This is a genomic window from Pseudomonas sp. NFACC37-1, assembly GCF_900101575.1.
GTDB classification, from domain to species: domain Bacteria; phylum Pseudomonadota; class Gammaproteobacteria; order Pseudomonadales; family Pseudomonadaceae; genus Aquipseudomonas; species Aquipseudomonas fluorescens_AA.
Genome location: NZ_FMUZ01000019.1, coordinates 86,526 through 113,283 on the forward strand (window position 1 = coordinate 86,526; position 26,758 = coordinate 113,283).

At 57.0% G+C, this 26,758-nt stretch carries 24 protein-coding genes; 16 read left to right on the forward strand and 8 right to left on the reverse strand.

Annotation, left to right across the window (positions count from 1 at the left end; all coding sequences use genetic code 11):
- The 5 genes from BLP82_RS31200 to BLP82_RS19330 form a co-directional block, all read left to right on the forward strand.
- The coding region (locus BLP82_RS31200; RefSeq protein ID WP_218189429.1) for a hypothetical protein at window positions 1–1,592 on the forward strand (1,592 nt) is incomplete at its 5' end.
- A gap of 96 nt (window positions 1,593–1,688) precedes the next feature.
- Window positions 1,689–3,353 (forward strand): ShlB/FhaC/HecB family hemolysin secretion/activation protein, encoded by a 1,665-nt coding sequence (locus BLP82_RS19315; protein ID WP_218189430.1) that lies wholly within the window; start codon window positions 1,689–1,691, stop codon window positions 3,351–3,353.
- A 473-nt stretch (window positions 3,354–3,826) separates the two neighbouring features.
- Window positions 3,827–4,663 (forward strand): response regulator transcription factor, encoded by an 837-nt coding sequence (locus tag BLP82_RS19320; protein ID WP_092171659.1) that lies wholly within the window; start codon window positions 3,827–3,829, stop codon window positions 4,661–4,663.
- Window positions 4,663–7,062, forward strand: coding sequence for a hybrid sensor histidine kinase/response regulator (locus tag BLP82_RS19325; RefSeq protein ID WP_092171663.1), 2,400 nt, complete (start codon window positions 4,663–4,665; stop codon window positions 7,060–7,062). The genes BLP82_RS19320 and BLP82_RS19325 overlap by 1 nt, the downstream gene beginning before the upstream one ends.
- Window position 7,063: 1 nt before the next feature.
- The gene (locus tag BLP82_RS19330) at window positions 7,064–9,415 is read left to right on the forward strand and encodes a TonB-dependent receptor (RefSeq protein WP_092171667.1); all 2,352 of its coding nucleotides are present in this window, start codon (window positions 7,064–7,066) and stop codon (window positions 9,413–9,415) included.
- Here the strand turns inward: BLP82_RS19330 and BLP82_RS19335 are convergent.
- On the reverse strand, window positions 9,399–10,484 hold the full coding sequence (locus BLP82_RS19335) for a sensor domain-containing diguanylate cyclase (RefSeq protein WP_092171672.1): 1,086 nt from the start codon (window positions 10,482–10,484) through the stop codon (window positions 9,399–9,401). The two genes, BLP82_RS19330 and BLP82_RS19335, sit on opposite strands and share 17 nt — an antisense overlap.
- Window positions 10,485–11,021: 537 nt before the next feature.
- Between BLP82_RS19335 and BLP82_RS30675 the strand changes: the two genes are divergently transcribed.
- Window positions 11,022–12,512, forward strand: coding sequence for a sialidase family protein (locus BLP82_RS30675; RefSeq protein WP_139197883.1), 1,491 nt, complete (start codon window positions 11,022–11,024; stop codon window positions 12,510–12,512).
- 136 nt (window positions 12,513–12,648) lie between these two features.
- Here BLP82_RS30675 and BLP82_RS19340 read toward each other — a convergent pair whose 3' ends face one another.
- Both BLP82_RS19340 and BLP82_RS19345 read right to left on the reverse strand, forming a co-directional pair.
- Window positions 12,649–12,879 carry a DUF7683 domain-containing protein gene (locus tag BLP82_RS19340; RefSeq protein ID WP_092171676.1) on the reverse strand — a complete coding sequence of 77 codons (231 nt, stop codon included), beginning with the start codon at window positions 12,877–12,879 and terminating at the stop codon, window positions 12,649–12,651.
- The gene (locus BLP82_RS19345; protein ID WP_092171679.1) at window positions 12,876–14,069 is read right to left on the reverse strand and encodes a colicin E3/pyocin S6 family cytotoxin; all 1,194 of its coding nucleotides are present in this window, start codon (window positions 14,067–14,069) and stop codon (window positions 12,876–12,878) included. Before BLP82_RS19345 ends, BLP82_RS19340 begins: the two co-directional genes overlap by 4 nt.
- Window positions 14,070–14,561: 492 nt before the next feature.
- On the opposite strand from BLP82_RS19345, the gene BLP82_RS19350 reads away from it, so the two are divergent.
- From BLP82_RS19350 to BLP82_RS19375, 6 genes are all read left to right on the forward strand, one after another.
- Complete coding sequence (locus tag BLP82_RS19350) at window positions 14,562–14,927, forward strand: DUF6124 family protein (RefSeq protein ID WP_092171683.1); 366 nt, start codon at window positions 14,562–14,564, stop codon at window positions 14,925–14,927.
- A gap of 144 nt (window positions 14,928–15,071) precedes the next feature.
- Window positions 15,072–15,506, forward strand: a complete 435-nt coding sequence (locus BLP82_RS19355) for a GNAT family N-acetyltransferase (RefSeq protein WP_092171687.1) — start codon at window positions 15,072–15,074, stop codon at window positions 15,504–15,506.
- A 164-nt stretch (window positions 15,507–15,670) separates the two neighbouring features.
- Window positions 15,671–16,156: a DUF3592 domain-containing protein gene (locus BLP82_RS19360; RefSeq protein ID WP_170842342.1), complete on the forward strand. Its 486-nt coding sequence runs from the start codon at window positions 15,671–15,673 to the stop codon at window positions 16,154–16,156.
- Between the two features lie 60 nt (window positions 16,157–16,216).
- Window positions 16,217–16,912: a hypothetical protein gene (locus BLP82_RS19365; protein ID WP_092171690.1), complete on the forward strand. Its 696-nt coding sequence runs from the start codon at window positions 16,217–16,219 to the stop codon at window positions 16,910–16,912.
- Window positions 16,913–16,968: 56 nt separating this feature from the next.
- Entirely contained in the window at window positions 16,969–17,217 is a 249-nt protein-coding gene (locus BLP82_RS19370) for a DUF2442 domain-containing protein (protein ID WP_170842343.1), read from the forward strand.
- 154 nt (window positions 17,218–17,371) lie between these two features.
- On the forward strand, window positions 17,372–17,602 hold the full coding sequence (locus BLP82_RS19375) for a DUF6429 family protein (protein ID WP_092171698.1): 231 nt from the start codon (window positions 17,372–17,374) through the stop codon (window positions 17,600–17,602).
- Window positions 17,603–17,847: 245 nt separating this feature from the next.
- On the opposite strand, the gene BLP82_RS19380 is transcribed toward BLP82_RS19375, so the two are convergent.
- The 5 genes from BLP82_RS19380 to BLP82_RS19400 all read right to left on the reverse strand — a co-directional run bounded on the left by BLP82_RS19380 (window position 17,848) and on the right by BLP82_RS19400 (window position 20,753).
- Window positions 17,848–18,180 (reverse strand): type II toxin-antitoxin system HicB family antitoxin, encoded by a 333-nt coding sequence (locus BLP82_RS19380; RefSeq protein ID WP_092171701.1) that lies wholly within the window; start codon window positions 18,178–18,180, stop codon window positions 17,848–17,850.
- A complete protein-coding gene (locus BLP82_RS19385; RefSeq protein WP_092171705.1) occupies window positions 18,177–18,431 on the reverse strand; it encodes a type II toxin-antitoxin system HicA family toxin in 255 nt (84 codons plus the stop codon). The genes BLP82_RS19380 and BLP82_RS19385 overlap by 4 nt, the downstream gene beginning before the upstream one ends.
- 287 nt (window positions 18,432–18,718) lie before the next feature.
- Entirely contained in the window at window positions 18,719–18,979 is a 261-nt protein-coding gene (locus BLP82_RS19390) for a Rho-binding antiterminator (RefSeq protein WP_092171709.1), read from the reverse strand.
- Window positions 18,980–19,063: 84 nt separating this feature from the next.
- Complete coding sequence (locus BLP82_RS19395; protein WP_092171713.1) at window positions 19,064–19,951, reverse strand: dihydrodipicolinate synthase family protein; 888 nt, start codon at window positions 19,949–19,951, stop codon at window positions 19,064–19,066.
- Between the two features lie 19 nt (window positions 19,952–19,970).
- Window positions 19,971–20,753 (reverse strand): aldolase, encoded by a 783-nt coding sequence (locus BLP82_RS19400; protein ID WP_092171717.1) that lies wholly within the window; start codon window positions 20,751–20,753, stop codon window positions 19,971–19,973.
- A 150-nt stretch (window positions 20,754–20,903) separates the two neighbouring features.
- Between BLP82_RS19400 and BLP82_RS19405 the strand changes: the two genes are divergently transcribed.
- The 4 genes from BLP82_RS19405 to BLP82_RS19420 all read left to right on the forward strand — a co-directional run bounded on the left by BLP82_RS19405 (window position 20,904) and on the right by BLP82_RS19420 (window position 26,574).
- The gene (locus BLP82_RS19405; protein ID WP_092171722.1) at window positions 20,904–21,470 is read left to right on the forward strand and encodes a helix-turn-helix domain-containing protein; all 567 of its coding nucleotides are present in this window, start codon (window positions 20,904–20,906) and stop codon (window positions 21,468–21,470) included.
- Window positions 21,471–21,985: 515 nt separating this feature from the next.
- Window positions 21,986–22,351: a DUF6124 family protein gene (locus tag BLP82_RS19410; RefSeq protein WP_092171726.1), complete on the forward strand. Its 366-nt coding sequence runs from the start codon at window positions 21,986–21,988 to the stop codon at window positions 22,349–22,351.
- A 348-nt stretch (window positions 22,352–22,699) separates the two neighbouring features.
- Window positions 22,700–22,960 (forward strand): hypothetical protein, encoded by a 261-nt coding sequence (locus tag BLP82_RS19415; protein ID WP_092171730.1) that lies wholly within the window; start codon window positions 22,700–22,702, stop codon window positions 22,958–22,960.
- A gap of 206 nt (window positions 22,961–23,166) precedes the next feature.
- On the forward strand, window positions 23,167–26,574 hold the full coding sequence (locus BLP82_RS19420; protein WP_218189431.1) for an SIR2 family protein: 3,408 nt from the start codon (window positions 23,167–23,169) through the stop codon (window positions 26,572–26,574).
- The last annotated feature ends 184 nt before the right edge of the window (window positions 26,575–26,758 follow it).

The window sequence follows — 26,758 nt, forward strand, 5'->3', positions numbered from 1 at the left end:
GTGTGAATAACACTGGCGACGTCAGCATCGGTACCCAAGGTGACTTGGCGATCAACGAAGGGCTGGCCACCAGCGGCAATGTGTTCCTGAACATCAGCGGCAAGACCACCCAGGATGGAAACGGCAACATCAGCGCCGATGGCTTGGCCCTCAACGGTGGCGACTTCGAGTTGCGCAACCGTGGCAACGTAGTGGGTGATATTGCCAGCGCGGCGGGCAAGGTCGCCTTCAACAACACCGGTAACCTGAAAGTCGGCACGCTGACCGAAACCGATGGCAACGGCAACGTGGTCAAGGTCACCACTGGTGTGAACAACACCGGTGACGTCAGCATCGGCACCCAAGGCGACTTGGCGATCAACGAGGCACTGGCCACCCGCGGCAACGTGTTCCTGAACATCAGCGGCAAGACCACCCAGGATGCCAACGGCAATATCACCGCCGATGGCCTGGCGCTCAAGGGCGGGAATTTCGATCTGCGCAACGCCAGCAACTGGGTCGGCGATATCGCCAGCCGAGCGAAGGATGTCAGCTTCGTCAATCGGGCCGACGTCACCGTCGGCACGCTGACCGAGACGGCACTGGACGGCACCCGGCTGGATCAGATCGTCGGTATCGGCAACACCGGCAAAGTCCAGGTTGTGACGACCACCGGCAATATCACCCTGACCGAGAACGTCAGCACCACCAGCAATGCCGCCGATGCGATCGTGCTCAACGCCGGTCAATCCGCTTCGGCGGGCGTGGCTGCGGGCGGTGACGTGAAGGCCGACGCGGGCGTGACGGTATCGACCGGCGCCGGCGGCCGGGCGGTGATCTACACCGGTAGCCTCGCTGGCAGCACCGGCATGGTGGATGTGGTCGGCAGTGGCAGCGGTAATTTCCGCTACAACAGTGACGAGCAACAGAGCAATTTCGGCAGGGCCCTGGGCAACACAGGCGTGCATGCCGTTTACCGCGAGCAGCCCGTCCTGGTGGTGTCCACTAACGGCGCGACCACCCAGACCAAGGTGTTCGATGGCCAAACCACGTTCAACGGCGGCGGTATCGCCGGTTATGACGCCAACGGCCTGTGGAACGGCGACACCAAGCCGATGCTCGGCAACCCACTGTATTCGGTAGGCACTCAAGGCCCGGGTTCGCACCTGATCAACATTGGCGGGCTGGCTGACCTCGGTTACCTGATCGTGAGCAGTCCGGCCAACGCCAATCTCACCGTGACGCCGTCGATTGATTATGACGCCGTGCGGCAGAGCGTCGCCGATGCCACACGCGTCGGCGCAGAGGTGAGTTCGCCCCATGCACCGGAGCTCAACCCGTCCCAGGCGAAACCGGTCGACTGGTCTGATCACGGGGTCGATGACGGCGGTCTGTTGCTGGTGGACCAGGGCGGCACGCGTGCCAACGGCAATACTGGCGACAGCGATTCGGCTGCCCAGGCCGAGGACACCGCCAGCGAGCGGGAACTGGCCGGGAACGTCTGCTCCGATGGCGGCGTATCCGAAGGCGGTGCCTGTGCGGCCTACCCACCGCAGACCGTGTTCGTCGTGCGCGGCGGTGTGCGCTTGCCGAGCTTGGCCATGCGTCCCTGATTCCTGACATCCACCTCTTTCATTTGAAGGACCCTTGGCCACGTCCCCGGACGTGGTCATGGGCTCCGGCAACCCGAATTATTCGAGATTGATCCCATGCAAAACAAACTGATGTCCTGCGCGGCCGGTCTGGCGTTGTTGTCCACTTCCCCGGCCTGGGCGGCGACCCTGCCGGCACGCCCGATCCCCGACGCCGGCCGTATTCTGCAGGAACTGCCGATTCCGCAGCAGGAACTGCCGCAAAGCATTCGCCTGGATATAGACGCACCACAACCAGAGCAGGAAAAAGTCGGCGGCGCCAAGGTCCAGCTCAACGCTGTCCATTTCACCGACAACACGCGCATCGACGAGGCCAGCCTGCAACGCGTCGTCGCCCCGGCTATCGGTCGGGCCCATGACCTGGACGAGCTGCGGGAAGTGGCCCGGCAGGTCACGCTTTATTACCGTGAGCAGGGTTACCCGTTTGCACGTGCCTATTTGCCGGCCCAACGCATGGCCAACGGTGAACTGACCATCGCGGTGATCGAAGGCCGTTATGGAAAAATCACCGCCACCAACGACGATGCGAAACTGGCCGCACAGGCGCAGCCGTTCCTGGACGACTTGCAACCGGGCGATGTGATCGAGCGTGACCGGCTGGAGCGCAGCATATTGGTGCTCTCGGACTTGCCAGGCGTGGCTGTTCGTCCGGTGATCCGGCCAGGTGAGGCGCTCGGAACGGGCGATCTCGATGCCAAAGTGAGCAAGACCGAGGCCTTCGAGGGCAAGGCCACCCTGGACAACCATGGCAATCGTTATTCGGGGCGCAATCGCCTGACGGTACAAGGCGACTGGAACAGCCCGCTGATGTTGGGCGACCGGCTCAGCGCCGCGGTGATGGCCACCGATGAAGACCTGTATTTCGGCAGCCTCGGCTACTCGATGCCATTGGGCACCTCCGGCCTGCGCGGCAACGTGGGTTACGCCCAGAGCGCTTACGACCTGGGTGCGGAATTCGCCGACCTGGGGGCCACCGGTACCGCCGAGGTCAGCAGCATCGGCTTGAGCTACCCGCTCCTGCGCAGCAACCAGGCGAACCTCATGTTGGCTGGGCAATACCAGCACAAGGAACTCGAGGATAAGTACGAAGTGTTGGGCCTCAGCTTCGAAAAAAGCAGTGACACGCTGCCCATCAGTTTGCAATTTGACGTGAGGGACACCGTATTCGGCGGCGGCATCACCTACGGCGGCGCGACGCTGACCTACGGTGACCTGAAACTGGATTCGGCCCTGCGCGAGGGTGACCGCCAGACCGCTCAGACCGAAGGCCAGTTCAGCAAAGTGAACGTCGACCTCGCGCGCCTGCAAGCGCTGCCGGCCAACTTCACGCTCTTCGCCCGTGTCCTTGGGCAATGGAGCAGCGACAACCTGGACTCGTCCGAAGATTTCAGCCTCGGCGGCATCGACGGCGTGCGGGCTTATCCCCAAAGCGAAGCCTCGGGCGACGAAGGCATGCTGACCCAGATCGAGCTTCGCTACCCGATCGACAAGCTCACGCCCTACCTGTTCTGGGACGCCGGCAAGGTGCGCATCAACCACGACGAGTGGGCCGATGAGAAAAACACCCGCAGCATCTCCGGCGGCGGTGTGGGCTTGCGCGCTCAATACGGCCAACTCTCGTTCGACGCAACGGTCGCCTGGCGCCACTCCGGCGGCGAAGCGCAGAGCGATACGCGCCAGGAAAACCCGCAACTGCTCGCGCAGATCGGTTACCAGTTCTAAACGTTTCAAGGCGACCTGAAGGCATTTACTGTTCATTCAAGCCGTTCAACAAACCTGTGGCGAGGGGATTTATCCCCGTTGGGCTGCTAAGCAGCCCCAAAGCAGCAAACTCCATCTTCCTGGCACACCGAGGTGCTTGATTTGAGGGCTGCTACGCAGCCCAACGGGGATAAATCCCCTCGCCACGGTTTAGTGAGCTGCATCAACCCCGTTGGCCACCGCGCCTGGGCTTTTTCCAGGCATAACCCCCTCTCGTTCGATATCCCTCGCCACACGCCCCTGCGCCCCGCCCGTAACGCCCCGTATCGGTAGGCGCCCCGAGGGGACGACCGTTTAACGCCCGTTAAAAATTTGATAGCTTCAGTTCTCACTCGATCTGCCGCTATATCGGTTTGTTGCCGGCCCGATACGTGCTTCCTCCCTTGGCAATTGCGCGACAGCGACCTGGCTATACACAAGAAGAGACCTGGCGAATGGACAACGGACGATACGAAAGGCAGGTATTGACGGCGGCAGGCGTGGCGGCGTCCGAGCCGTTGCCGCATATTCTGCTGATCGACGATGTCCCTGAAGACATTCGCGCCACGCTCATTCTGTTGAAGACCCAGCCCTGGCGCATTTCCCTGGCCAGCGATGCCTATCAGGGTTATCAACGCGCCCTTGCCCTGCGCCCGGACCTGATCGTCCTGGATGTGCACATGCCGCAAATGGACGGTTTCAGCCTGTGCCGGTTATTACGCGAGGCACCGGCCACCCGGCATACCCCGATCCTGTTTCTGTCGTCGGCCAATACGTCGTTGGAGCGGTTGGAAGGGTTGACCGTAGGCGCGGTGGACTACATCCCCAAATCCTGTGCCCCGGAAGAAGTCCTGGCGCGCATCAGGATCCATCTGCAATTGACCTGGCGAGCGCCACCGCCCATTGCGGACCACCCGGCCGATCCGCAACCCCAGGGCGATGAAATCGTGCTGCGCGCGGCGATGCGACTGATCGAAAACCAGTTGGACGACATACCGTCCCTGGGCATGCTCGCGCAAAAAGTCGGCACTCATGAAAAACGCCTCTCCGCCATTTTCCGCGAACACTTGGGGATGACCGTGTTTGCCTATATTCGCGACGCACGGTTGCGGCGCGGCCAGGAACTGCTCTCCGAAAGCGCCATGAGTGTGCAGGATGTCGCCGAAGTGGTGGGCTTTCGCAATGCCTGCAACTTCACCACGGCGTTTCGACAGCGAATCGGCATGACGCCCAGCCAGTTTCGCCAGCAGACCCTGGGCCTCGTTGATACAGAGTCGGTCGGGCGCGCCTGATGCGGCTCCTACAGTTCCTGGTGCTGACGATTGCCTTATTGTCCGCCGGACTGCTCCACGCCGCGCCCGTGGAACTGTGCCGGGCTGACCGTCTGGACCTGATGCCTGCGGCGCAGATTTTCGAAGACGCCCAGGCCCGTTTGAGCCTCGAAGAAGTCGCCCGCCTGCCCGACGCCCGTTTCAACCCCGCAACCCCGCGCTGGCCGGGCCAAGGCTACAGCCGCTCCGCCTTCTGGTTGAAATGGCAGCTCACCAATTCCAGCGATGTGGCGTGTTCGCGCTTGCTGGTGGTCGGGGCGCCGCGCCTGGACGATATCCGCGTCTTTCAATCTTCAGCCGGGCGCTGGCGTGATGCCCACGCCGGAGGCGCCTATCCCTTGGCCGAATGGCCCCAACCGGCAGCGCGTCAGCCGGCATTCCCGGTCTCGCTGGCGGCGGGGGAGAGCGTCACGGTGTTCGTCCGTGTGACGAGCCATTTCCAGCTGTTGCTGGAGCCGGAGCTGTGGTCCGAACCGGCGCTGCTGCGCAGTCAGCAGCAGACTTACCTGAGCGACGGGCTCGCCCTCGGCATCGTCCTGCTGGTTGTGCCATTCGGCTTCATCGTCGGCTGGATCCTGCGCTCCCGATTGCTGAGCGTGAATGCGGGCGCGGTCCTGAGCTACATCCTGCTGACCTGCATCCTCAACGGCTACCTGATCTACTGGCCCACAGCGCTGGGCTGGACTCGGGAGCTGCTGACCTGCGCCAGCGCAATCTCGTTCGTCCTGTTCCTCGCCTACTTCCGCGTGCTGTTGCAGGTGTCCGCATTGCCCAAAGTCATTGGCTGGAGCTATTGGCTGCCGCTGTCGGGGTGTGTGCTCGGCCGGCTCTGGTGGCTAAAAGTCGATTCCGTCCAGGGCGCGCAAATCGTCCAGATGTCCCTCATGAGTTTCTACGGGGTGCTGCTCGTCACGCTGTTCATGGCCTGGCGCAGACGACTGAGCTACAGCTGGCTGGCCTGGCTGGTGTCGGGGCTCTTGCTTGCACAATTGCTGATGCGAATGCTTTTCCCCCAGGAACAATTGCCCTGGCAGTCGCCCCAAAGCAAATACAGCTTATCGTCCACACTGCCGGGCGTGGCGTTGCTGGTGTGCACGTTGATCATGGAAGTGGCCCGCAGCCGCAACCGCGAAAAACACGCCCTGACCACCCTCGAACAACAACGCCAGGCCGAGCACGAACGCCTGGAAAGCACCGTGGCCCTGCGCACGTCGCAGTTGCGCGACTCCCTGGCGGCCCGCAGCGCGTTGATGGCGCGCATCAGTCACGACCTGCGCTCGCCGCTGGTGCGCATCATCGACTATGCGCGTCTGCTGCACGCCGGGCCCAACCGCGACTATCAGGCCACGATCGAGCGCAACGCCCGCCAGCAACTGGAGCTGATCGACGAGATGCTCGAGTTTTCCCGTGGCGAGCTGGAGCAAATGCAACTGACCCTCGCGCCCGGCTACCTGTACGGGTTCCTCAACGAGATTGCAGACGAAGCGGGCTTTCTCGCCGCACGCCAGGGCAACACCTTCGAGGCGGTGCTGGCCGATGATCTGCCGCCACTGGTGGAGGCCGACTTCAAGCGCCTTCGGCAGGTGCTCATGAACCTGCTGGCGAACGCGGCGAAATTCACCCGCAACGGCCAGATCCGCTTCGAAGTGGATTGGGCCCCGGGAGCGACCACCAACACCGTGGAGCTGCGCTTCAGCGTGATCGACACGGGCATCGGCATCGACCCGCAAGAATTCGAACAACTGCTGCAACCGTTCCGCCGCGGCCGCAATGCCCAGCGCTATGAAGGCAGCGGGCTGGGCCTGTCCATCGTCACCCAACTGCTGGAACGCATGGACAGCCGCCTCGAACCCCAAGCCACCGGGCAGGGCAGCCACTTCAGTTTCCGTCTGCAATTGACATGCGCCGACGAGCACGACCTGGAAAACGGCATCGTCGACAACAACGCCACGCCGTTTGACGGCCAGGGCAAACACGTTCTGCTGGTGGACGACGTCGAGCAGAACAGCGAATGGCTCTACGACTTGCTGGCCGGTTACGGTTTCGATGTCAGCATCGCAACGAACGGTCAAGACGCCTTGGCCTGCCTGGCGCAGCAGCCAATCGACCTGCTGATCAGCGACCAGATGATGCCCGGCATGGATGGTTGGGCGCTGCTGCGCCAAGTGCGCGAGCGTTGGCGCCATCTGCCGGTGATGCTCTATTCGGCGGTGCCGCCACGCAGGCCGCAGGACTATCCAAAGGACCTGGCCTTCGACGCGGTCCTGCTCAAGCCCGCCGACAGCCGTGAATTGCTGGCGTGGGTGAAAACACTGGCTTGCACGGACACGGTGCATCGCACGATGGCTCGGGAGTTCTAGCATGCCGGGTCTGGGTTATCGGCTGCTCTTGCTCGGCGGCCTTTCGACGTTGCCCTGGGTGTCGGCCCAGGCCGAACTAGCGGCGCCCAGCGCCCTCACGCTCGACGCAACCACCGTCACCGCTCGCCGCCGCGAGGAAGACCCGCAAGACGTGCCGATCCCGATCAACGTCCTCTACGGCGAGCAACTGGACGAGGCCGGCCTGCACCGCCTGCAAGACATCCAACAACGCGTGCCCGGCCTGGTGGTGTCCGGTCACGACGCCCGTTATGCCGGCTTCGGCCTGCGCGGCTTCGGCGCCACCGCCTACAACGATGGCCTGGAAGGCAGCGTCGGCACTTACGTCGATGGCGTTTACCAGGCGCGCCAGGGCATGGCCTTCACCGAGTTGATGGACATCGAGCGCATCGAAGTGCTGCGCGGGCCGCAAGGCACCTTGTTCGGCAAGAACACCACGGCGGGCGCGCTGAACATCATCACCCGCCAGCCAACCTTTCAGCCCGAAGCCAACCTCGAAGCCAGCTACGGCGAGCGCGGCCTGCGGGAGTATCGCGGGACGGTTTCCGGGCCGTTGCAGGACGACGTGCTCGCCGGCCGACTCAATGTCTTCGACAGTTCCACCGATGGCGCCGTGGAAAACCTGCAAGACGGCGCCCGCCTCGGCGACGCCGACAGCCATGGCCTGCGCGGCCAGTTACTGTGGACGCCGACCCCGGACTTCAGCGCCCGCCTGATCGCCGACTATGCCGAGCAAAACGAGGCCGGCAACGTCCTGCTGGTCAATCACTACAGCCAGCAGACCCGCAAGCGCGCCCAGTTCCTCGGCTATCCGTTGGCGGAGCCCGACCCTTACAAGCGCGAGGCAGGCATCGACGCGCCAGGTCATCCGCAAACCCTGCAGAACGGTGTCTCACTGGAACTGAATTGGGACCTGGACGAGGCGATGCGCCTCACCAGCATCACCGCCTACCGCGACTGGGACTACCGCGCCACCCGCGACAGCGATAGCACCGCGCTGTCCGTGGCCGAGTCCGAAACCGAGCTGGGCCACCGGCAGTTCAGCCAGGAATGGCGCCTGTCCGGCACGGTCGGTTCTTCCGTCGACTATGTGGCCGGGCTGTATTACCTGCGCCAACAGCTCGACCGGGAGATCGACGCCGAATTCGGCAAGGACGCCGCGCCCTGGTTTGTCGGCGATCAACTTGAGCAACTGCAAAAGCTCTACGGCATCACGTTCACCGATCCGAAGCAGGTGCCGGCGATGCTGCTGGACGGCGCCCGGCAACGCTATGACGGCGAGCAGAAGGGCGACAGCCGAGCCATTTTCGGCCAGCTCTCCTGGCGCCCGATCGACCCGCTGGAACTCACCGGCGGCCTGCGCTACAGCCAGGAGCGCAAGGACGGCTGGATCTCCCGCGACGTCAGCAACCTCGCCCCGCTGACGGGGTTGCCGCCGGTGTTCCAGGCCGGTGGACAGTTGCTGCGCGACATTGCCCTCGGTGGTGGTTATTACCGCGAGGATTCGATAAAGGAAAACAACGTCTCCAGCCTCCTCAGCGCCAGCTACCGCTTCAGCGATGGGGTGATGGGCTACGTCAGTTGGTCGCGGGGCTACAAGGCCGGGGGCATCAACTTCGACGTAGTCGGCCCGTTCACCGCGCCCACCTTCGAGCCGGAGCGCGCCACGTCCCTGGAACTGGGCATGAAGACGCGTTTCTGGGATGAGCGCGCATTGCTCGACCTCGCCGTCTACCAGACCGACGTCGACAACTACCAGGCGCTCACCTACAGCCCGCCCACGTCCATGTTCGCGCCACCGCTGCGGGACAACCTGATCAACGTCGGCAAGGTCCGCCTGCGTGGCATCGAGCTGGATTCCGCCTGGCAACTCACCCCCCGACTCACCGGGCGCCTGGGCCTGGCCTGGAGCGATGCGCGCTACCGCAGCTTCCCCAACGCCCCGTGCCCGCCGGCCTCGGGCCAATGGACCTGCGACCTCAGCGGTGACCGCCTCTACAATGCGCCGGAATGGAACCTCAGCAGCGGCCTCGACCACACCCATCCGCTGCCTTATGGGCTGGAAGCCTTCAGCGGCATCGACTACAGCTTCCGCACCGGCTACTCCGGCACCCTCGAAGGCGGCGAAGGCAGCTATCAACCCAGCTACGGCCTCACCAACCTGCGCCTGGGCCTGCGCAGCCAGGACCGCACCTGGGAAGTGGAAGGCTGGGTGCGCAACGTCTTCGACCGCAACTACATCACCGCCGTCTATTCACTGCTCGGCGCCGGTGACTATGGCGTCATGACCGGCAGCGAACGAACCCTCGGCACCACCGTCAGGCTTCGCTATTGAGCGAAATAAACCGCGTCGGACAAAACGCCAGACGATTGCCGCCGGCCTTTTTCGACAGGTACATCGCCTGGTCTGCCTTGCTGATCAGCCCATCGATCTCCTGCCCATGCTCCGGAAAAAACGCCACGCCGATACTGGCGGCAATCTCCACCGTTTGCGCGCCGATCAAGATCGGCGCATTGGCCGCCGCCAGCATCCGCTTGAGCAACGGCTCGCTGTCCTCCACCGCCTGCAAACCCACCAGCCCCGCCACAAACTCATCGCCACCGAGGCGCGCCAACGTATCGCCCTCACGCAACGTTGCATTGATTCGCGCCGCGACAATCTGCAACACCCGATCCCCCCAGTCATGGCCATAACTGTCGTTCAGTGCCTTGAACCCATCCAGATCAATGAACGCAATGGCCACCTTGTGCTGGTGAGTCCGCGCCTTGCCCAGCGCCTGGCGCATCCGCTCGGCCAACAGCAAGCGATTGGGCAGTTGCGTGAGGGCGTCATAACGGGCGTCACGTTCCAGTAACTGAAGGCGTTGCTTCACCTGCGTCATGTCGCTGAGCAGCGCCACATAGTGCTGCACATTACCGTGACGGTCATGCACGGCACTGATGCTGATGCGCGACGTCATCTCCCGGCCATCCTTGTGATGGCTCTGAATTTCACCGGACCAATGCCCGTGGAAATCCAGCGCATTCTTCATCGGCGCATAAAACGCCGCGAGCCGACGCACCATGCGATGGGCGTTCAAATCCCGGCCCTGCACCTCGTCTTGCCCATAACCGGTGAGGCGGGTGAAGGCCTCGTTCACGCTGATGACCCGACCGAAAGGATCCACTAGAACAATCCCCTCCCGCGCATGACTGAACACCGTCGCCGCCAACTCCGGGCAAACACCACTACCGCGCCGCTCCAGCGCGTCCGCGTCACGGGTCGCCGGCCAGGTCCGGGAATCGAAACCCTGCCGCGCCAGGTAACCAGCCAGAAACGAAAGCGCTCGATGCAGCTGGGTCAGCGCGTTTGTTGCGAGCCTGGAATCGAAGCAGTAGCTGCGAATGAAGGTGCGTAGGTTCATTTTGGGTTTATGTGAGGCTGGCGGGTAAGGGGGTGCGAGCGAAGGGGGGATTATCGTGGGGTGAATTTGCTAGCGACTTTGCTGGAGCGGATGAGAGCTTTGCGGGAGGGGACGAAGGAAAAAGATTTCTGCTGGGGGAGAGAACGCGCTAGCCAGGGCTACCTAGACCTAAAGGAAAAAACACTACCCCGTGGCGAGGGGATTTATCCCCGCTGGGCTACGCAGCAGCCCCAAACCGCCGGACGCAGTCGGCTGGGACGGTTGGCGCCTCGGACGAAGCGGCCCCAAATACTGATTGGCTACCCATTGGTGCTGCTTTGCACCTGACGATGTTTTCAAGCTTCATGTGACCAAGCCGTAATTGGGCCGCCCTAGGCTCTTCGTTTTGCTGTAAATCAGGTATGCCTTGGTTCGCCGCAAGGCACTTTATGGCAGGATTCAGTTCAACGGCTGAGCGAACATCATCTTGGTGGTGGCATATCGCCAACAAACGGATATGATGTTCTCGCCCTCTGACTTCCGCCGGTAAGGCTGCTAATGAAAATAAAACTGTTGCTGTTGTTTCTGCTGATCCTGAACGGATGTACACAAGTTCAATACCGTTCAGCAAAAATTGAAAATTCAACTGATGGAGCAATGGTTCTACGTGTTTTTCCCAATATATCTGGTGCGAGCCAGTTCTTCGGAAATTGGCAAAGCATTACACTCGAACGTATACCTCTCAATGGCGAACGGGCTACTCAGTATGTAATTACCCCTAGACTGGAAGCTACATCCAGAACAGCAATTTATGCCGGCGCGTTACCACCGGGGACTTACCGCTTCGTTCAGTTCTCCGCTCAGCAGTGTACCTATACATGCGTTAGTTCATGGGTAGATGTCCCCTCTAAATTCAGTCGCTTCGAGGTGCAAAGTGGCCGGCTCACAGATCTCGGTGAGCTAATTCAAGCGTGGCAAGGGAAGAAAGTTATATTTGCTCACAGTATTAAGCCAGATCACGCTAGAGCGGAAGATTTGGTGAAAGGAGTCTTGCCGGATCTTAAACAGCTGCTATCACAGCCTCTGCTGTCGTGGAACTCCGAATCGGTTCCTGAGTATATGGAAAGTCTCTTCGAACTGTCTAAAAAGGTTAGCTATGGCGTTGTATCGGTTAAGAATACCAACCAAGGCAGCTTTATCTATGGAAGCTCTAACGGTGTAGTCTACAGCTGGATGCCCGGTCAGGCTCCAGTACCGCATGATATTGATCGTATGGCCTCAATCGAATCTATCTTGGTCACTCCATCCGGAAGCTGGTTGGCCGGTGGCGAGTTGGGCGTGCTGCAGCAATCGGATGATGATGGCAGACACTGGCGATCAATCATAGGGAACCTGCCATTTGGCGTCGTGGTTGATCTCCACCACTGGCACGACAAAGTGATCGCAACTTCATTACGTGGTAATCAGGTTTACGTGCATTCCTCGGCAGAAGGGGATGATGAGTGGAAGCTACTAGCCCACTACGACACAGACAATTCACAGCTTTGGGATATTCCAGATGTCCGCCCGCAATCTTTTTTAATTGATAATCAGCTCATCACCACAGTTCCGGGTCGCAAGGTTGCAGTTATGGACTTGAATAGCGGAGTGTCGGATATTCGAGATCTTCCGGGAGCAATGCAAATGTTTTCGGTGTCTCGAGACAAAGTATTGAGGTGCAGATGTGCTGCGGTCGTAGTGAATCCCTATGAAAGTCATGACTTTGGAAAAACTTGGCGAGACTCTAACAGCCCTCGCATTATGCAGATGCCAATATTCCGAGATGAAAATAACGGTGTTGCATTCAATGATGGTTTCTTCGCGCCAAGCCGAATGACATACACCTCAGATGGTGGCAATACATGGGTTGAAACTACTAAAACTCCTATGTTCTTCAAACAGCTTTTTTATAGTCGCGATGGGAGAAGCGTATACGCAGGGACTCCCAATGGGGATTTTTGGATTTCAACAGATGATGGTCGCCACTGGCGACCCGTAACGAAGGAGTAAAACACGAACCTTTGTCCTTTAACTCTATCCGGTCCCTAAGCAAACCACCCCCCGTGGCGAGGGAGCTTGCTCCCGCTGGGCTGCGCAGCAGCCTCAAACCATTCAACGTAGCTCATCGGAAGAGGATCACCAAGGCTTATTCAAGGCAGACGATTTGAATAATTCGGTTATCACCATTAAATGTTGTGTGAGTCCACTTTTCTATCGTCTTTATCTGCTCCGGTAACAGATCGTAGACAAAGCAAAAATCTTCAGGCGTTGTCCAGCCCATAAGCGCAGTCAACTGGTCCATGTAGACGCCTGGAACTTCTATTGTCTGTATCAATTCTTCCGTTGTCATGTCAAAAATTTCAACGATGGGCTTCACTTTTCTACTCTCCTTGTCGGGTCGGCGGGTTTTGTTTGTTCGCCAGTTATCGGGTCGTACTCACCAAGATGTTTCCCTTGTTTTGTATATAACTCTACAGCACCGTGTCGTGAGTCCCATTCATAGATTTTTCCGGCGCGATCCTTCCATCTTCGACGTTTAATACCGCCACCACGTACGAACGTTTTAGATGGAGCAGTTTTAGCATCTGGAAAGGCTGGAAGCAGCGACGGAGGTTTGTAGTACTTATGATCCCCCGAAACACTCAAAACCACATAAACCGGCCGAACCCCCGAGTCCGCCGGAAATACCAGAATGAAATCCCTATACTCCGGCGGATAGATCGGATCGACAATAATGCTGTCGGCCACCGGCGTCGGCGGATAGATCCAGATGTTAGGTACCTGGGGCGCCGCTTCCAGGGCGGGGATGCCGAGGGTGTCGGACGGGTCGGTGGCCGGGGTCCAGATCAGCTCGATGCCATCACCCAGGTCGGCAATGAATTGATCGGCCCGCGGGGTGAATTGGACAACATCGACCATTTCCCAATCGCGGTTCTGGCCGGTGTAGAAGCCATACCCCTTGAGACTGCCATCGGCCTGCTGCTCGATGCTCAGGCGCATGCGGCTGCGGGCCTGCTTGAGGTCCCGTAGCTGGTCTTCGCTGTAAAGCGCGCTGTCGCCCAGATTGGACGGCCAGAGTAGGGCGACGATACCTGTCAGCAGAGCTGCCCCGACGGTGCCGCTGGCAGCGGCAGCCGCGGAAGTTGCCGAACCGCCCAGCGCGAGCCTGCCCAAGGTAACGGGTACCGTGCCAGCGCCGATCCGCTTGAGGGGGATTGTGCCGGATGGGTCGGCGCTCCTGCCCCCGAGCCACATGAGCTCACCGTACTGCTTGACCAGATCCGCTGGGACGTAGCCGTTGGGGTTGCTGTAGTCGATGATGCCGTTGGGGAGCTTGCCGCTCTTGGCAAACACGCTTCCGGTCACGCTGGATAATGGCTTGCTATCCATCGTGGCCCAGCGCGTTTGTTCGTAAGCTGCCTGGCGGGCAAGCATGGCTTCATAAGCCTGCTGCAGGGCGTCGCGCTCGGCCAGTTCGCTGGCGCTTATGTCCCGATAAGTGAGGTGATGCCCGTCACCACCGGGCGGGTTGCGAACCTGGGGGATGTCTTTTTTGCGTGTCGCCACGTAGTGAGTCTCGTCCGCTAAATGCAGGACAGACGCTAACGCGGCAAGAGAGGGGCGCGATGTAGGAGGTTTCTTGAAGTGGTTGTTCCGGTTTCCTCAATACAGGTAGGGCTGCCTGTTGAGGGGCGGAGCAATCTGAAACGTCAGATGGGGCTGTCAGTCATTGGGCAACCGCAACTCGCCAGCCGACATCGCCTTGCGCCTTTGCCTACAACTACGCCAGAATCCGCCGGCTTGTTCGCCTTGGGTTGCGTCGGTAGTTTGGGACCTGTCACTGCTCATCAGTGATCGGGTTTAGTCGCCCGTCGTTGCTAAGTCGCTCAAGCGTCCATCAGTCAGGTATCCCCATCCCTGCACTCGATGGTGGCTGTGCGCAGGGCGCCTTCGGGCGCGCCGATTCCTTAGCTCGTCGGTCGACTAACCTGCGTACAGCTGCCTCCCAATCGTTTAGTCGCGAGCGGGACGTAGCCCAACCCAAAGAGAGCTAAGGCTATGGTCAAAATTACCCCGAATCCTCCAGTTACAGATACAGATGAACCCACATCACGTGCCCAATCGGCTCGCAACAAAAAGCTCGACGAAGCGGCCACTCGTGCCCTGGATTACTACCTGAAGCCCAAGCCTAAGGACGAAACGTCTGACAAGACCGACTCCATTTTACGGATTGACCCTGGGGTTGATTCTGAGTGTTTGCTGGCGAATCTCAGTGAGAACCTGGCGTCGGCGAATGCCATGATCAACGATTTGGCGTTTGATCTGGATGGGTCTCGGCGGCATGTGGCGTTGGGGATTTTGCAGGTGATCGAGGTGAGTGAGCTGTTGGCGAATCGGGCGTTGGATATTGTTGAGGTGAGGTAGCCGAGGCGTTCGTCTCAATACAGGAAAGGTCTCGCACAGCTGGACCTTTCCTTGGACAAAGCGCTGCATGGGCGATCCCCACGCGAATCAAGCGGCTTCTGCTAGTCTGCTGGGCCAGCCAGGTAACACAGCAAGGCTCACTCAATGTCCAATATCCGTGTCATGACCATGGACGATTACGATGCTGTCATCGACCTCATGAGGCGTACTCCAGGCGTCTCCTTCCGTGATGCTGACTCTCGTGAAGCGACCGCGAAATACTTGGAACGAAATCCCGGGATGAGCTTCGTGGCTGAAGTCGAAGCCGTCCTCTGCGGTTGCGTCATGTGTGGACACGACGGCCGCAGAGGCTATCTGCAGCATTTGGTTGTTCTTCCCCAGTATCGGCGACAAGGCATAGCAAATGCGTTGGTCGAGCGCTGCCTTTCGAGTCTGGAGAAACACGGAATACTTAAATGTCATCTCGACGTGTTCAAGACCAATCTAACAGCTGCCAACTATTGGCATAGCCAAGGCTGGAAACTCAGGTCTGATATCGATCGGTATTCGTTTACCCGATCGGATAATGAGAACGTATGAGCGGCACTTGGCCCGTGAGGGCGGTTTAGTCCTGTTACTCCAAACAATGGATATTGTTGAGGTGAGATAGCCAAGGCGCTTGCCTCAGGACAGGAAAGGTAAACTCAAGTTGCCGGATCACACGCCGATAAGTTGCGGACGAATTTCATACGAAGGACCGGAGCATGTTTTACCCACGTGAAGCTGAAAAAGATCAACTCTATAACCGAATAGTCCTGCTTACCGTTGCGTGCTGTGTGCTGCTGTTCCTGGCCTCCCTGGCGAAACACTCCGGGTCCATTTATGGGGCGATCCGATGGAGCGCTGTCGAGGTAAAAGGCACCGTGACGCAACTGGAAAGCATCCCGATGAATGCTAACGGCATCATCATTCACTACCGGTATGTCGACGGTGATCAACAAGTCCATGAAGACGAATACGGGGACCAACGCTACAACGAACATGATCAGTACGAGGTAGGGGGCGACGTTCCGCTGCTCTACTCACGTTGGTTTCCGCAAATCAGCAGTATCGCCACCGAGCTTCACACGTATCGCTCCGGCTTTTTCATCATGGTTGGCGGAGTCGTGCTGACATTGGTGTTCCTCGGGATTTCCTTCGTAACCTTCGGAAGGATTTATCGCATGAAGGAAGAAGACCGCTTCTATTGAAACGGTTGTCGGTCATGGCGCCCAGAGCCCCACTCATCCAGGTAATCGGTTTCCCCACCCATGAAAAAGTTGATGTTCGCGTTGCTTTCGCTCGTTCTGCTTTCCGGCTGTGTAACCAAGTCTTTGAGTGTTGAGGATCGCCACCAGATCAAAACGATCAAGATCCTCCCTGTGTACTTTGCGGTAGAAAATTTCAAATACACGAGCATGACCCAGGCATGGGGGGCAGGGCTGGGGGCCGGAGCAGGTGCCGCGGCGGGTATGGCGTCTGGCGCATCGAGCGCTGGCACAAACGCATTAACCGGGGCCGGCTCGGTCGTGGGCACGAAGGCGGCCGACGGCGCGACGATGGATATTTCCCAGGCGATCCTGAACAACATGCGAGCCCACGGTATCGATGTGGGCCAACTGGTGCGTGAAAGCTTCGAGAGGCGCATCAAGCAAGAAGGGATGTTCACCATCGTGGCGGAAGGTGAACGAGCTGATGCCGACGTTGAAATCATGGTCCCGCAGTGGGGACTTAGCCTGAAAAACTACAGCACCGTGCTTTACCCCGTCATTGGCGTCAACGGCTCCATGAAACGCAGTGGCACTTCGGTTTGGCGCAACTTCAATACCATTTCGCCCTTCAATGAAAGCAACACCCTCGCTTATACCCCTGAGCAATACGCCACCGATCCCGAAGCACTGCGGGCGGCGTTTTCCCGGGTGTCTGATTTGGCGGTGGGTAAGCTGATAGAAGATCTGAAGCAGTAAAGGTTCAGGCAAACCGCAGGAGCTGACTCGTGATCAGCAGAGCCAGAATCACAAGTGTGAAGGTTGTTCCAGGCAAGCCTGCATTGCAGGTGGAGTTTGCCAACGGTAAGCGCTACGACGTCGACCTGCGGGAACACATCCGACAATTCCCGGTGCTCAAGCCTCTGGAGGACCTGCCGTTGTTTGGTACCGCCCAGGTGGGCGAGTGGGGCTTCGACGTGAGCTGGGGTAATGGCCTGGAACTGGCGGCTGTCACCTTGCGTCGATTGGCGTTGGAGCAAGCGGGTGAGGTGGTATCGGCCTAGGCACTCTCAGTTGGATCTCATGAACCCGTGCCGTCATGGAGCAACACACCCGCACCAGATAGCTAAACTCTCTACTTATCTTTGACCAGATAGGGTTTAGGGGACGCTGATGCTGATTCGGCGTTACCAGCTAAACACGAGTGGAGTAGCGACCATGGATTACGACGACAAATTGATAGAGGAAGCTGTGCTTGCCTTGTTGGCAGCCTTCAGCTCCGACGACGGCAACGCCTGGAAAGGTTTCGACTTCGAGGTCATGAACCGATTGCATGAACAAGGCCTCATCAGCAATCCGGTAAACAGGAACAAATCGATCTGGTTGACGGCTGAAGGGTTGGAACGAGGTCGGCAGCTTGCCGAGCGGTTGTTTGGAAAAGAGACTTGAGGGAACGCGTCGCCCCGTGATGCTGGAAAGCCACGGCTCAATTCGGTGATCAGTGATCTGGTTCGATCTGGATGGTTCGCGGCGGCATGTGGCGCCGGGGATTTAGCAGGTGATTGAACTGAATAAACCGTTGGGATCGGGCGTTGGATATTGTCGAGGTGAGATAGCGGGCCGGCGGCATTCAACAACAAGAAAAGGTCTTGCTCAGCAAGACCTTTTTTTCAAATCAATCCGTGTATCTGACGTCAGACGTGCGCTGCGCGCTCAAACACCTCATCAGCCCACTGGTTCAGGCTTTTGCCAGCGGTTTGGGCTGCAATGGTAGCGGCAGCGTGCACTTCAGGACGAATGCGTAGCATCACCTTGCCGGAGGCAGGCTTCTCGGGGCTGACGCCTTGCTCGGCACAGTCCGCCAAGTAATCCTCAACAGCACTGGCAAACGCCGCTCGTAGCTCGGTCACGGAATCGGCGTGAAAACTGATGATGTCACGCACACCCAGAATTCGACCGACGAAGATGTCGTCACGCTCATCGAACTCAATTCGGGCTGTGTAGCCCTTATAAGTCATGCTGTTCATAGCTCAACTCCTGCCCGCTGGAGAAATTCGCGAGCCTCTTCTACCTGATATTTCTTGGCTTCTTTCCCAGGGTGTGGCCGATGGCAGCGCCATTGGGCCTCCCCCAGCATCAGCTTGACCCGAGAACCTTCGCGCTCCAGCACTCGGCCACCCAGATGAATGACCAAGGCTTCAATGTCAGCAAACACTATCGCCGCACTCGTTGGCGTACGGTGGATTGCTTCGAGGGTTTTCCGGTGCCTGTTTTTCATGGGGGTGATGCTATCAAAAGAAGATAGCACTATCTAGCCTGCTCGGCGTGTTGCCACTCTCAGCATTTTGTCCCCTTACTCTTTAGTGCCATGGCTTTTCTCTGCGCGCGAATCAGGAAAACTCGCTGCTCGACCTGCATCCTCAACGAGGCCTATCCCCCGTCCTGATGACCAAAGCACCCCGGCACTGATCAAAAGGGGACGACAGGCAGTTCCCCCGTGGCGAGGGAGCTTGCTCCCGCTGGGCTGCGCAGCAGCCCCAAAACCTCCCCGCCCGGCAGACTCCGCTACGCCAACACAACCCGCCCAAACCTGGCATTGCCATCCTGCGGTGTAATCGCCAATAACTGATCGAGGCGAATCTCTCGGCGACCTTCCGCAGAGTCCACATCAAGAAACTCCTCCCGCGTGGAGGCGGTGCGCGTGGTGATCGCACGGGCGGTCAGGCGTTGGCCGTCAGTCAGTTCGATGTCCAACGTGTAGCCGTATAGGCAGGCGATCTCCAGGTAGTCATGCAGATCGCAGTTCAACGGTTGATAGGTCTTCATCCCAAGTGACCTCCAATGGAGTGACCGGACAGGTTCGGGCGCCACCTGTCCGTCGCAAAAGTAGCACTCAGCGCCCTTCGTGAATCAGAGCAGTTGCTTCAACATCGTCTGCAGTTGCTGGTTACGCGCCTCATTCAATGGAAAAACCGGCAGGCGCGGATCGCCAACCTCCAGGCCAAGCGTACGCAAACCGGCCTTGATGGTGGCGGGCAGACCGCCCTTGAGGATGAAATCCAGCAGCGGCAATTGACGATAGAACAACGTCCGGGCCTGGCTCAGGTTGTTGGCCAGGACAGCGGCGTACAGGTCGAGGTTGAGCTGCGGGATCAGGTTCGGCGCGGCGGTGCACCAACCCTTGGCCCCGGCGGCGAAGGCTTCCAGGGCCAGGGGGTTGCAACCGTTGTAGAACGGCACCTGGCCTTCGCCCAGCAACTGCAGCTTGTGCATGCGCTGAATGTCGCCGGTGCTTTCCTTGACCATGGTGACGTTATCCACCGCGTTGAAAATCCGCAGAATCAGCTCCACCGACATGTCGATGCCGCTGGTGGCGGGGTTGTTGTAGAGCATGATAGGCAAGTCGATGCTGGCGCCGATGGCCTGGTAGTGCGCGAGGATTTCCGCCTCGCTCAGTTTCCAGTACGAGGCCGGCAACACCATCACCACATCGGCGCCCTTCGCCTGGGCAAAGCGTGCGCGGCGCACCGCCTTGGCGGTGGTCAGGTCAGACACGCTGACCACGGTCGGCACCCGGCCGGCGACGCGGGCGATGCTGAACTCGCTGACCTGGTCCCACTCGGCGTCGCTCAGGTAGGCGCCTTCGCCGGTGCTGCCCAGGGGCGCGATGGCGTGCACGCCGCTGTCGATCAGACGGTCGATGGACCGGCCCAGTGCGTCCAGGTCCAAGCCCTGGCCGTCGGTGGAGAAGGGCGTGATGGTGTAGCCGATGATGCCGTGGATGTTGGGGGTAGACATGGCTTCGCTCCTGGTGGGTTCAGTTCAAGCAATCGGCGTGTTGACGCAGGGTCTGCCGGGCGTAGTAGTTGAAGGCGGCCGCGTGGCGCTTGGGCCGGGCGATCCAGTCGTGGGCTTCGCGGCCCAGGTGAGGCAGGATCGGTTTCACCTCGCCAGCGGCCATGGCCAGCAATTGCAGCTTCGCGGCGCGTTCGATCAGTTGGGCGATGTTGCAGGCTTCTTCCACGGTGGCACCGGTGGACAACTGGCCGTGGTGGGAAAGCAGGATGGCGCGTTTGTTACCCAGGGCACCGGCGATCAATTCGCCTTCCTCGTTGCCCACCGGCACACCCGGCCAACCCTCCAGGAAGGCGCAGTCGTCGTACAGCGGACAGAGGTCCATGTGGGAAATCTGCAGCGGCACTTCCAGCATCGACAGCGCGGCGATGTGGGTCGGGTGGGTGTGAATGATGCAATTCACATCCGCCCGAGCGCGGTAGACCCAGGTGTGAAAGCGGTTGGCCGGGTTGGGCATGCCATGGCCCTCCAGCACCTCGAGGTCTTCATTGACCAGCAACAGGTTGCCAGCGGTGATTTCATCGAAGCCCAGGCCCAATTGCTGGGTGTAATAGGTGCCCGGTTGCGGCCCGCGCGCGGTAATCTGCCCCGCCAGCCCTGAGTCGTGGCCGTTCTCGAACAGGATGCGGCAGGTCAAGGCCAGCTTTTGTCGTACAGTCCACGTATTATCCGGCAGTGTTTTCTGCATCTGGTTAACAGCATGCTGGACCAACTGGTCCTTGGGCGTCGCCAGTGTCTTGCTCATATCCGTTCTCCTGATTCGTGCTTTGACCGTTCTTGATCCGCGTCATGGAAGCTGTGAAAGGAAGGTGCTAATGACACTAAATAGACTATATGACACAAAGTGTCATTTGCAATCGCAGATTGTCCGTTTCTCTGGAAATGTTGGTTACCTATGTCCATTCGCTTGAAATTGCTCAGGAAAAAACTCGGCATGACACTGGACGTCCTGGCCGAAAAAACCGGGATGACCAAGAGCTACCTGTCCAAGGTGGAGCGGGGCTTGAGCACGCCCTCCATCGCCACGGCGCTCAAGCTCGCCAAGGCCCTGAGCGTGAAAGTCGAGGAGCTGTTCTCCGAAGAAACCGTCTCCCTCGACAGCTACAGCCTGGTGCGCAGCGAAGACCGCCAATCCCTCGCGGCGAGCAGCGGCAGCTCCGAATACGCGGTATTGGCCCACCAAGTGTCCGAGCGCAGCCTGCTGCCCTTCATCCTCTATCCGGCGGCCGAATTCACAGCGCATCACGCGTTCAAGGAACACATCGGAGAGGAGTTTTTGTTCGTGCATGAGGGGCAGGTGGAAGTGGACTTCATGAACGAGCGTGTGCTGCTGAATCGCGGGGATGCCCTGCATTTCAATGCGCAGAAGCCCCATCGGCTGCGTTCGGTGGGGGATGTTCAGGCGCAGTTGCTGGTGGTGGTGCACAGCGATGAGTCGTCGGAAAAGGGTGAGGGCGCCTAGCGGCTCCACTCACAACGTAATTCAGGAAGCAAACCACCGTGGCGAGGGAGCTTGCTCCCGCTGGGCTGCGCAGCAGCCCCCTCCTATAAGCGCCTCGCCACAGATCTTTCCGACGACCTCAATTGAACGGAATCGGATATCTGCTCGGACCAGTCGAGCGACGGCCTGTCAGCAAAGACCGACAGACGCCAGCAACAAAGCCTCGCCAAGCCACAGCGCCTTGCGCCTTTGCCTACAACTACGCCAGAATCCGCCGGCTTGTGCGCCTGGGGTTGCGTCGGTAGTTTTGGACCTGTCACTGATTGTCAGTGATCGGGTTTAGCAGCTCGCCGAGTTAAGTCGCACAACGCGTCCATCAGACAGGAATCCCCATTCCTGCACTTGATGGTGGCTGTGCGCAGGGCGTCCTCGGACGCGCCGATTTCTTAACTCGTCGGTCTGCTAACCTGCGTACAGCTGCCTCCCAATTCGTTTAGCAGCGAACGGGTCGTGGCCTCAACCAGAGAGTTAAGACCATGGTCAAAGTTACACCGAATCCTCCAGTTACAGATTCAGACGAACCCACATCCCGTGCCCAGTCTGCCCGCAACAAGAAGCTCGACGACGCGGCCACGCGAGCGTTGGATTACTACCTGAAACCCAAGCCTAAGGGCGAAACGTCTGACAAGTCCGACTCTATTTTTCGGATTGATCCGGGGGTTGATTCTGAGTGTTTGCTTGCGAATCTCAGTGAGAATCTGGCTTCGGCGAATGCCATGATCAGTGATTTGGCGTTCGACCTTGAAGGGGCGCGGCGGCATGTGGCGTTGGGGATTTTGCAGGTGATTGAGGTGAGTGAACTGTTGGCGAATCGGGCTTTGGATATTGTTGAGGTGAGGTAGGGCGGCAGAGCTATATGCCGCCAAGATTAAAAAGGTCTCTCCGCGGGACCTTTTTTGTATCCGCAGAACCTGGAGCGTCAATAATTCTGGCACGCCAATAGGTTTCCTATTCCCATCCACGCCTTCTTCCGCTAGCTATGTTCTGGTATCCGAAGGTCCGCTGTGTACGCATAGTCTAGACGGACGCTGCCTAAAGTCACTGTACTTATAACCAGCATGGACGAAATGATAGTGGAAATTTTGGATCCAGATGTAGTAGCGTTCTGCCAGTCGCTTTGGGCAGAAATTACCCTTTTTGCCTAGTGGCTGAATTACGCCAATCTTGGCGCTTTATGGCCGGAGGTCATCATGGGTAGTTTTGAAGGTGCGTTGATCAAAGAACAAGGTCAGACGTTCGCAGTGGTAATTGTGAAGCATAACTATACCTCTTCATCCGCTGCGGCAAATCCAGTTCGAGAGTCGTTTCAAGCGTATTTTCCTGGAGTGCCTATTGTTCTTGCATCACAGGATTCTCGGGGAGCGTTCCGGTATCACGGTCGACCAGATCTGGCTAAATTTCTTGCCCGGCTTCATCCTTCACAAATTCCTTGGTGTAAATATAGCTATTGACGTTGTCAAGAATCAGAAAAGAGCGGGGCTGTCTTTATATTGAATAGAGAAAACCTGCGGGTAGATTGCTTCGGTTTGAGTGAAAGAAATCAGTCCGCTTTTCTATGCTCGATGTAGAGATGGACTACCAGTCATGCGATAGCTATGTGGGGTCGTTGGCTCTCTGAGTAAATTAGATTCGTAGAAAATGACCCGATGAAGGCGAAATGATGACTAAAGATTCAGCCCTGAAGAATATACGTGAGTCGATATTAAAAGAAGAGCTTGTTGTGATAGTCGGCACGGGTGTAAGTATTTCATTAACCGGTAATGAGTATAAGCAGCTTTCGTGGACTGGGCTAATTGCGAGTGGTTTTTTGTTTGGAGGTGCGAAAGGAAAAATTACAGAGGCTCAAATTGAATCATGGAGTCAGCAACTTTATTCTACTGATATAGATGATGTCTTAAGTGCGGCAGAGTTTGTAAGTCGAAAGCTTGGCGCCCCAAGCGGTGATCTTTATGCTAGATGGCTTAATGAGTCGTTTGAAGACTTAGTTGTAAAAGACTTTAAAGTGGCGGCAGCAGTGAAATCCATATCTGAAGCTGGGGTGCCGATATGTACTCTAAACTATGACTCCCTCTTAGAGAAGGTTGTTGGCCTTCCGGCGATTACCTTGTCAGATACGCGAAAGGTAACGGGATGGATAAGAAAGGAAGAGCGAGGTATTTTACACCTGCACGGCTATTGGCAAGAGCCGGAATCTTGTGTGCTAGGGATCAGAGACTACGAAAGAACGCTAAATAGCGAGACGCGTGATCTATTTCAGAGATACTTAGGGACGTTTAAGCGTCTACTATTCATTGGCTGTGGAGATACATTCGCTGATCCAAATTTTACCGCGCTGATAGATTGGCTGCGCGCGCAGTTCGGTGCGTCGACTCTTCAACATTACGCCTTGATAAGTGAGAAACAATTCAAAGATAAAAGCCAAGATCCAACCTGGCATGGGTTTGTTGATCCGTTGAGCTATGGTGATAATTACACTGATTTGCCACTTTTTTTAAACGGTTTATTTGGTAAAGAGCTTAAGTCTCCTTCCAGTTCGAAAGTAAAACCAAAAAAGGCAGTTAGGACGGAAAAAGATAGAGATCTTATAGAAAGATATCGAGCTTTCTTGGTAAGAGACTGTGGTCAGATGACGATTGAGGGAGTCAATGCTGATATGGATACAGCTCAGCGTCGATTCGATCTTGAAAAATTGTTCGTGCCTCTTGAGTTACTACCATGTCCGCCTGATATTTCCTTGGATGACCCTTCTCGTGAGAAAAAACTTAATTCTTGGAAGCGTCTAAATAAAGACTCACAGTCATTTGGTCAAGTTTTTAACAAGGCGAAAGGGATTGCTCTTTTGGCTCTGCCAGGTGGAGGAAAAAGTCTTTTGCTAAAGAGACTTGCTGTTGCTTATGCGAGTCCCGAGCGAAGGTCCAAAAGCGATGACAACTTACCCAGTCTCGACTTGACTCCAGTGCTTATTAAATGCCGAGAGTGGCGAGATCATATAAAGCTGCCGCTTGCAACGTTATTGAAGAGTCTGCCAGATATAACCGGGCAGCCGGAACTGTCCGGACTGGATGTTGCGCTGGTCCCGTTGTTCAAACAAGGAAAAATTTTACTCTTGGTGGATGGTCTAGATGAAATTCACGATGACGGAGACAGGACGATATTTGTCGAAAATTTAAGGTCGTTCTTAGATCAGTTCCCGGAAACTAAATTAGTTGTAACGAGTCGTGAAGCTGGGTTCAATTTGGTTGCTCCCTATTTGGCGACTTATTGCGAACAGTGGCGAGTAGCGCCGCTTAGCTCTGCTGCGATACATCTGCTATGCAGCCACTGGCATAAGTTGATGGTTGGCGTCTCGCCTGAAGCTCTTGAAGATGCCAATGTACTGGGTAAAACGTTGACGTCGAATACGGCGTTGAGAAGGCTCGCTGAAAATCCGCTTTTATTGACAATGCTTCTGGTGGTGAAACATGGGGCAGGTAGGCTGCCTCCAGATAGAGTGCGTCTTTATAGTCGTGCTGTTGAGGTGCTGCTTGATACTTGGAATATTAAGGGACATGACGCGCTTGATACGAAGGAAGCTATTCCTCAGCTTTCGTACATAGCGTTTGAGCTTATGAGAGCTGGGCAACAAACTGCTACTGAGAAGGAATTGCTTGAACTTCTTGAAAAGGCTCGTGAGAACGTACCTCAAATAAAGAGATATGCAAAAGATACGCCGTACGAGTTTCTAAAAAGAGTAGAGTTGCGCTCTAGTTTGCTGTTAGAGGCAGGGAGGCAAGTTGAGAATGGTCGTGCAGTTTCATTCTACCAATTTAGACATCTGACATTTCAAGAATATTTAACAGCCCTTGCAATTGTAGACGGTAATTACGATGGGTACGACTCCAAATTCCCTCTTGTGAAACCTTTAGCTGGTCGGCTAGTTTCCGATGAGTGGAAAGAAGTTGTGCCTATGACGGCAGTATTGGCAGGTAAGCGAGCTGATTCCATTATTAAGGCATTGGTACATAAAGCTACTTTGATGAAGCGTAGAATGGATGCCGGGAAGGGGTTTGCTGGTAAGCAGGAGTGGCTAAGCCATCCTAACGTACTGCCAGGAGCGGCGGCTAGGCTGGTTCAAAGCCTAATTGAGGAAGCCGAGGCGGGGCCTGAAACGCTAACAGAGGCTTTAAGTCTTGTGACCTATTTTGCGCGGGGATGTAAAGCGGGTTTGGATTGGAGGGCTTTATGTCGTGGCCCTTATGCTAATGAGCTTTTGCATCAAGCATGGCTTTTATATAAAAATCTTGATACACCAAAAGATGTGTGGGTAAGAAATAGCTACGCTTGTTTTGCAGCTTACAGAAGGCCGACGAATCACTGGTTAGCGGACGAAGGGCAGAAAGAAATATACGAATTGCTAGATGATACTGATAGTGAGAGAGTTTGCTTAGGGCTGATGACTGCGGTAGGTGTTCTATGGAATGGCTCTATTCGTAGGGAAAAAAATAATAGTGTAATTGGTAATTTAATAGAGTCTAAAGTTGAAGCGCTATTGTTTGACAGTAATCCAGCGGTTGCGCATGTCGCACTGTGGACTTGGAGTTTGAATATCCATAATTCCAAGTCGATTGAGAGTGTAAGGGGGGATGTTCTGGATTTCTGTTTGGAAAATTATTTCCAAGCTGTTCTAAATAAGGATGCAAGTTTGTTTGCTTTTGCGTTGCGTAGTTGTTTGGGGCTTAAGCGTAACGCTTGGAAGCCGAAATTATCGGCAGAGCAAGTCGAATGCATAAAAAATAATGCTGCTAAGTCGGATGATCTAAATAGTAATAACGCAAGTGCTGCGATAGTCGTCGCGTTTCATGCTGGTAACATCTGGATGGATGATGAACTCGTTACGAAGATCGTTGAGTATAGGGATTTTTCAAATAAGTATGGCGCAGGTAGAGAGAGTGAGCGAATTGATCGTATGCTTTCCCAGATTGAACCCTATGGAGTGCAATATCTGAAGAGTTTGGAGGAAATAGCAGTTCCTGAAGAAATTCCGGATGTTGACTTTGCAGATGAAGGAGAACTGGATGAAATTTAAATGATAATTCCTCTTTTGGAGTAGGATGGCTAGTGCTGAATAATGGTCAGCCTTGGTACAAAATCAAAAGAAAATCAAAAGGGGACAGGTTTGAATGGCACTTACTTAACCTTCTTCGGGTGTCCATTCTTCCTGACCTCGGCCCTTGCTGATCGACGTGTTTTCATCAGCATGGGGTAAGGCT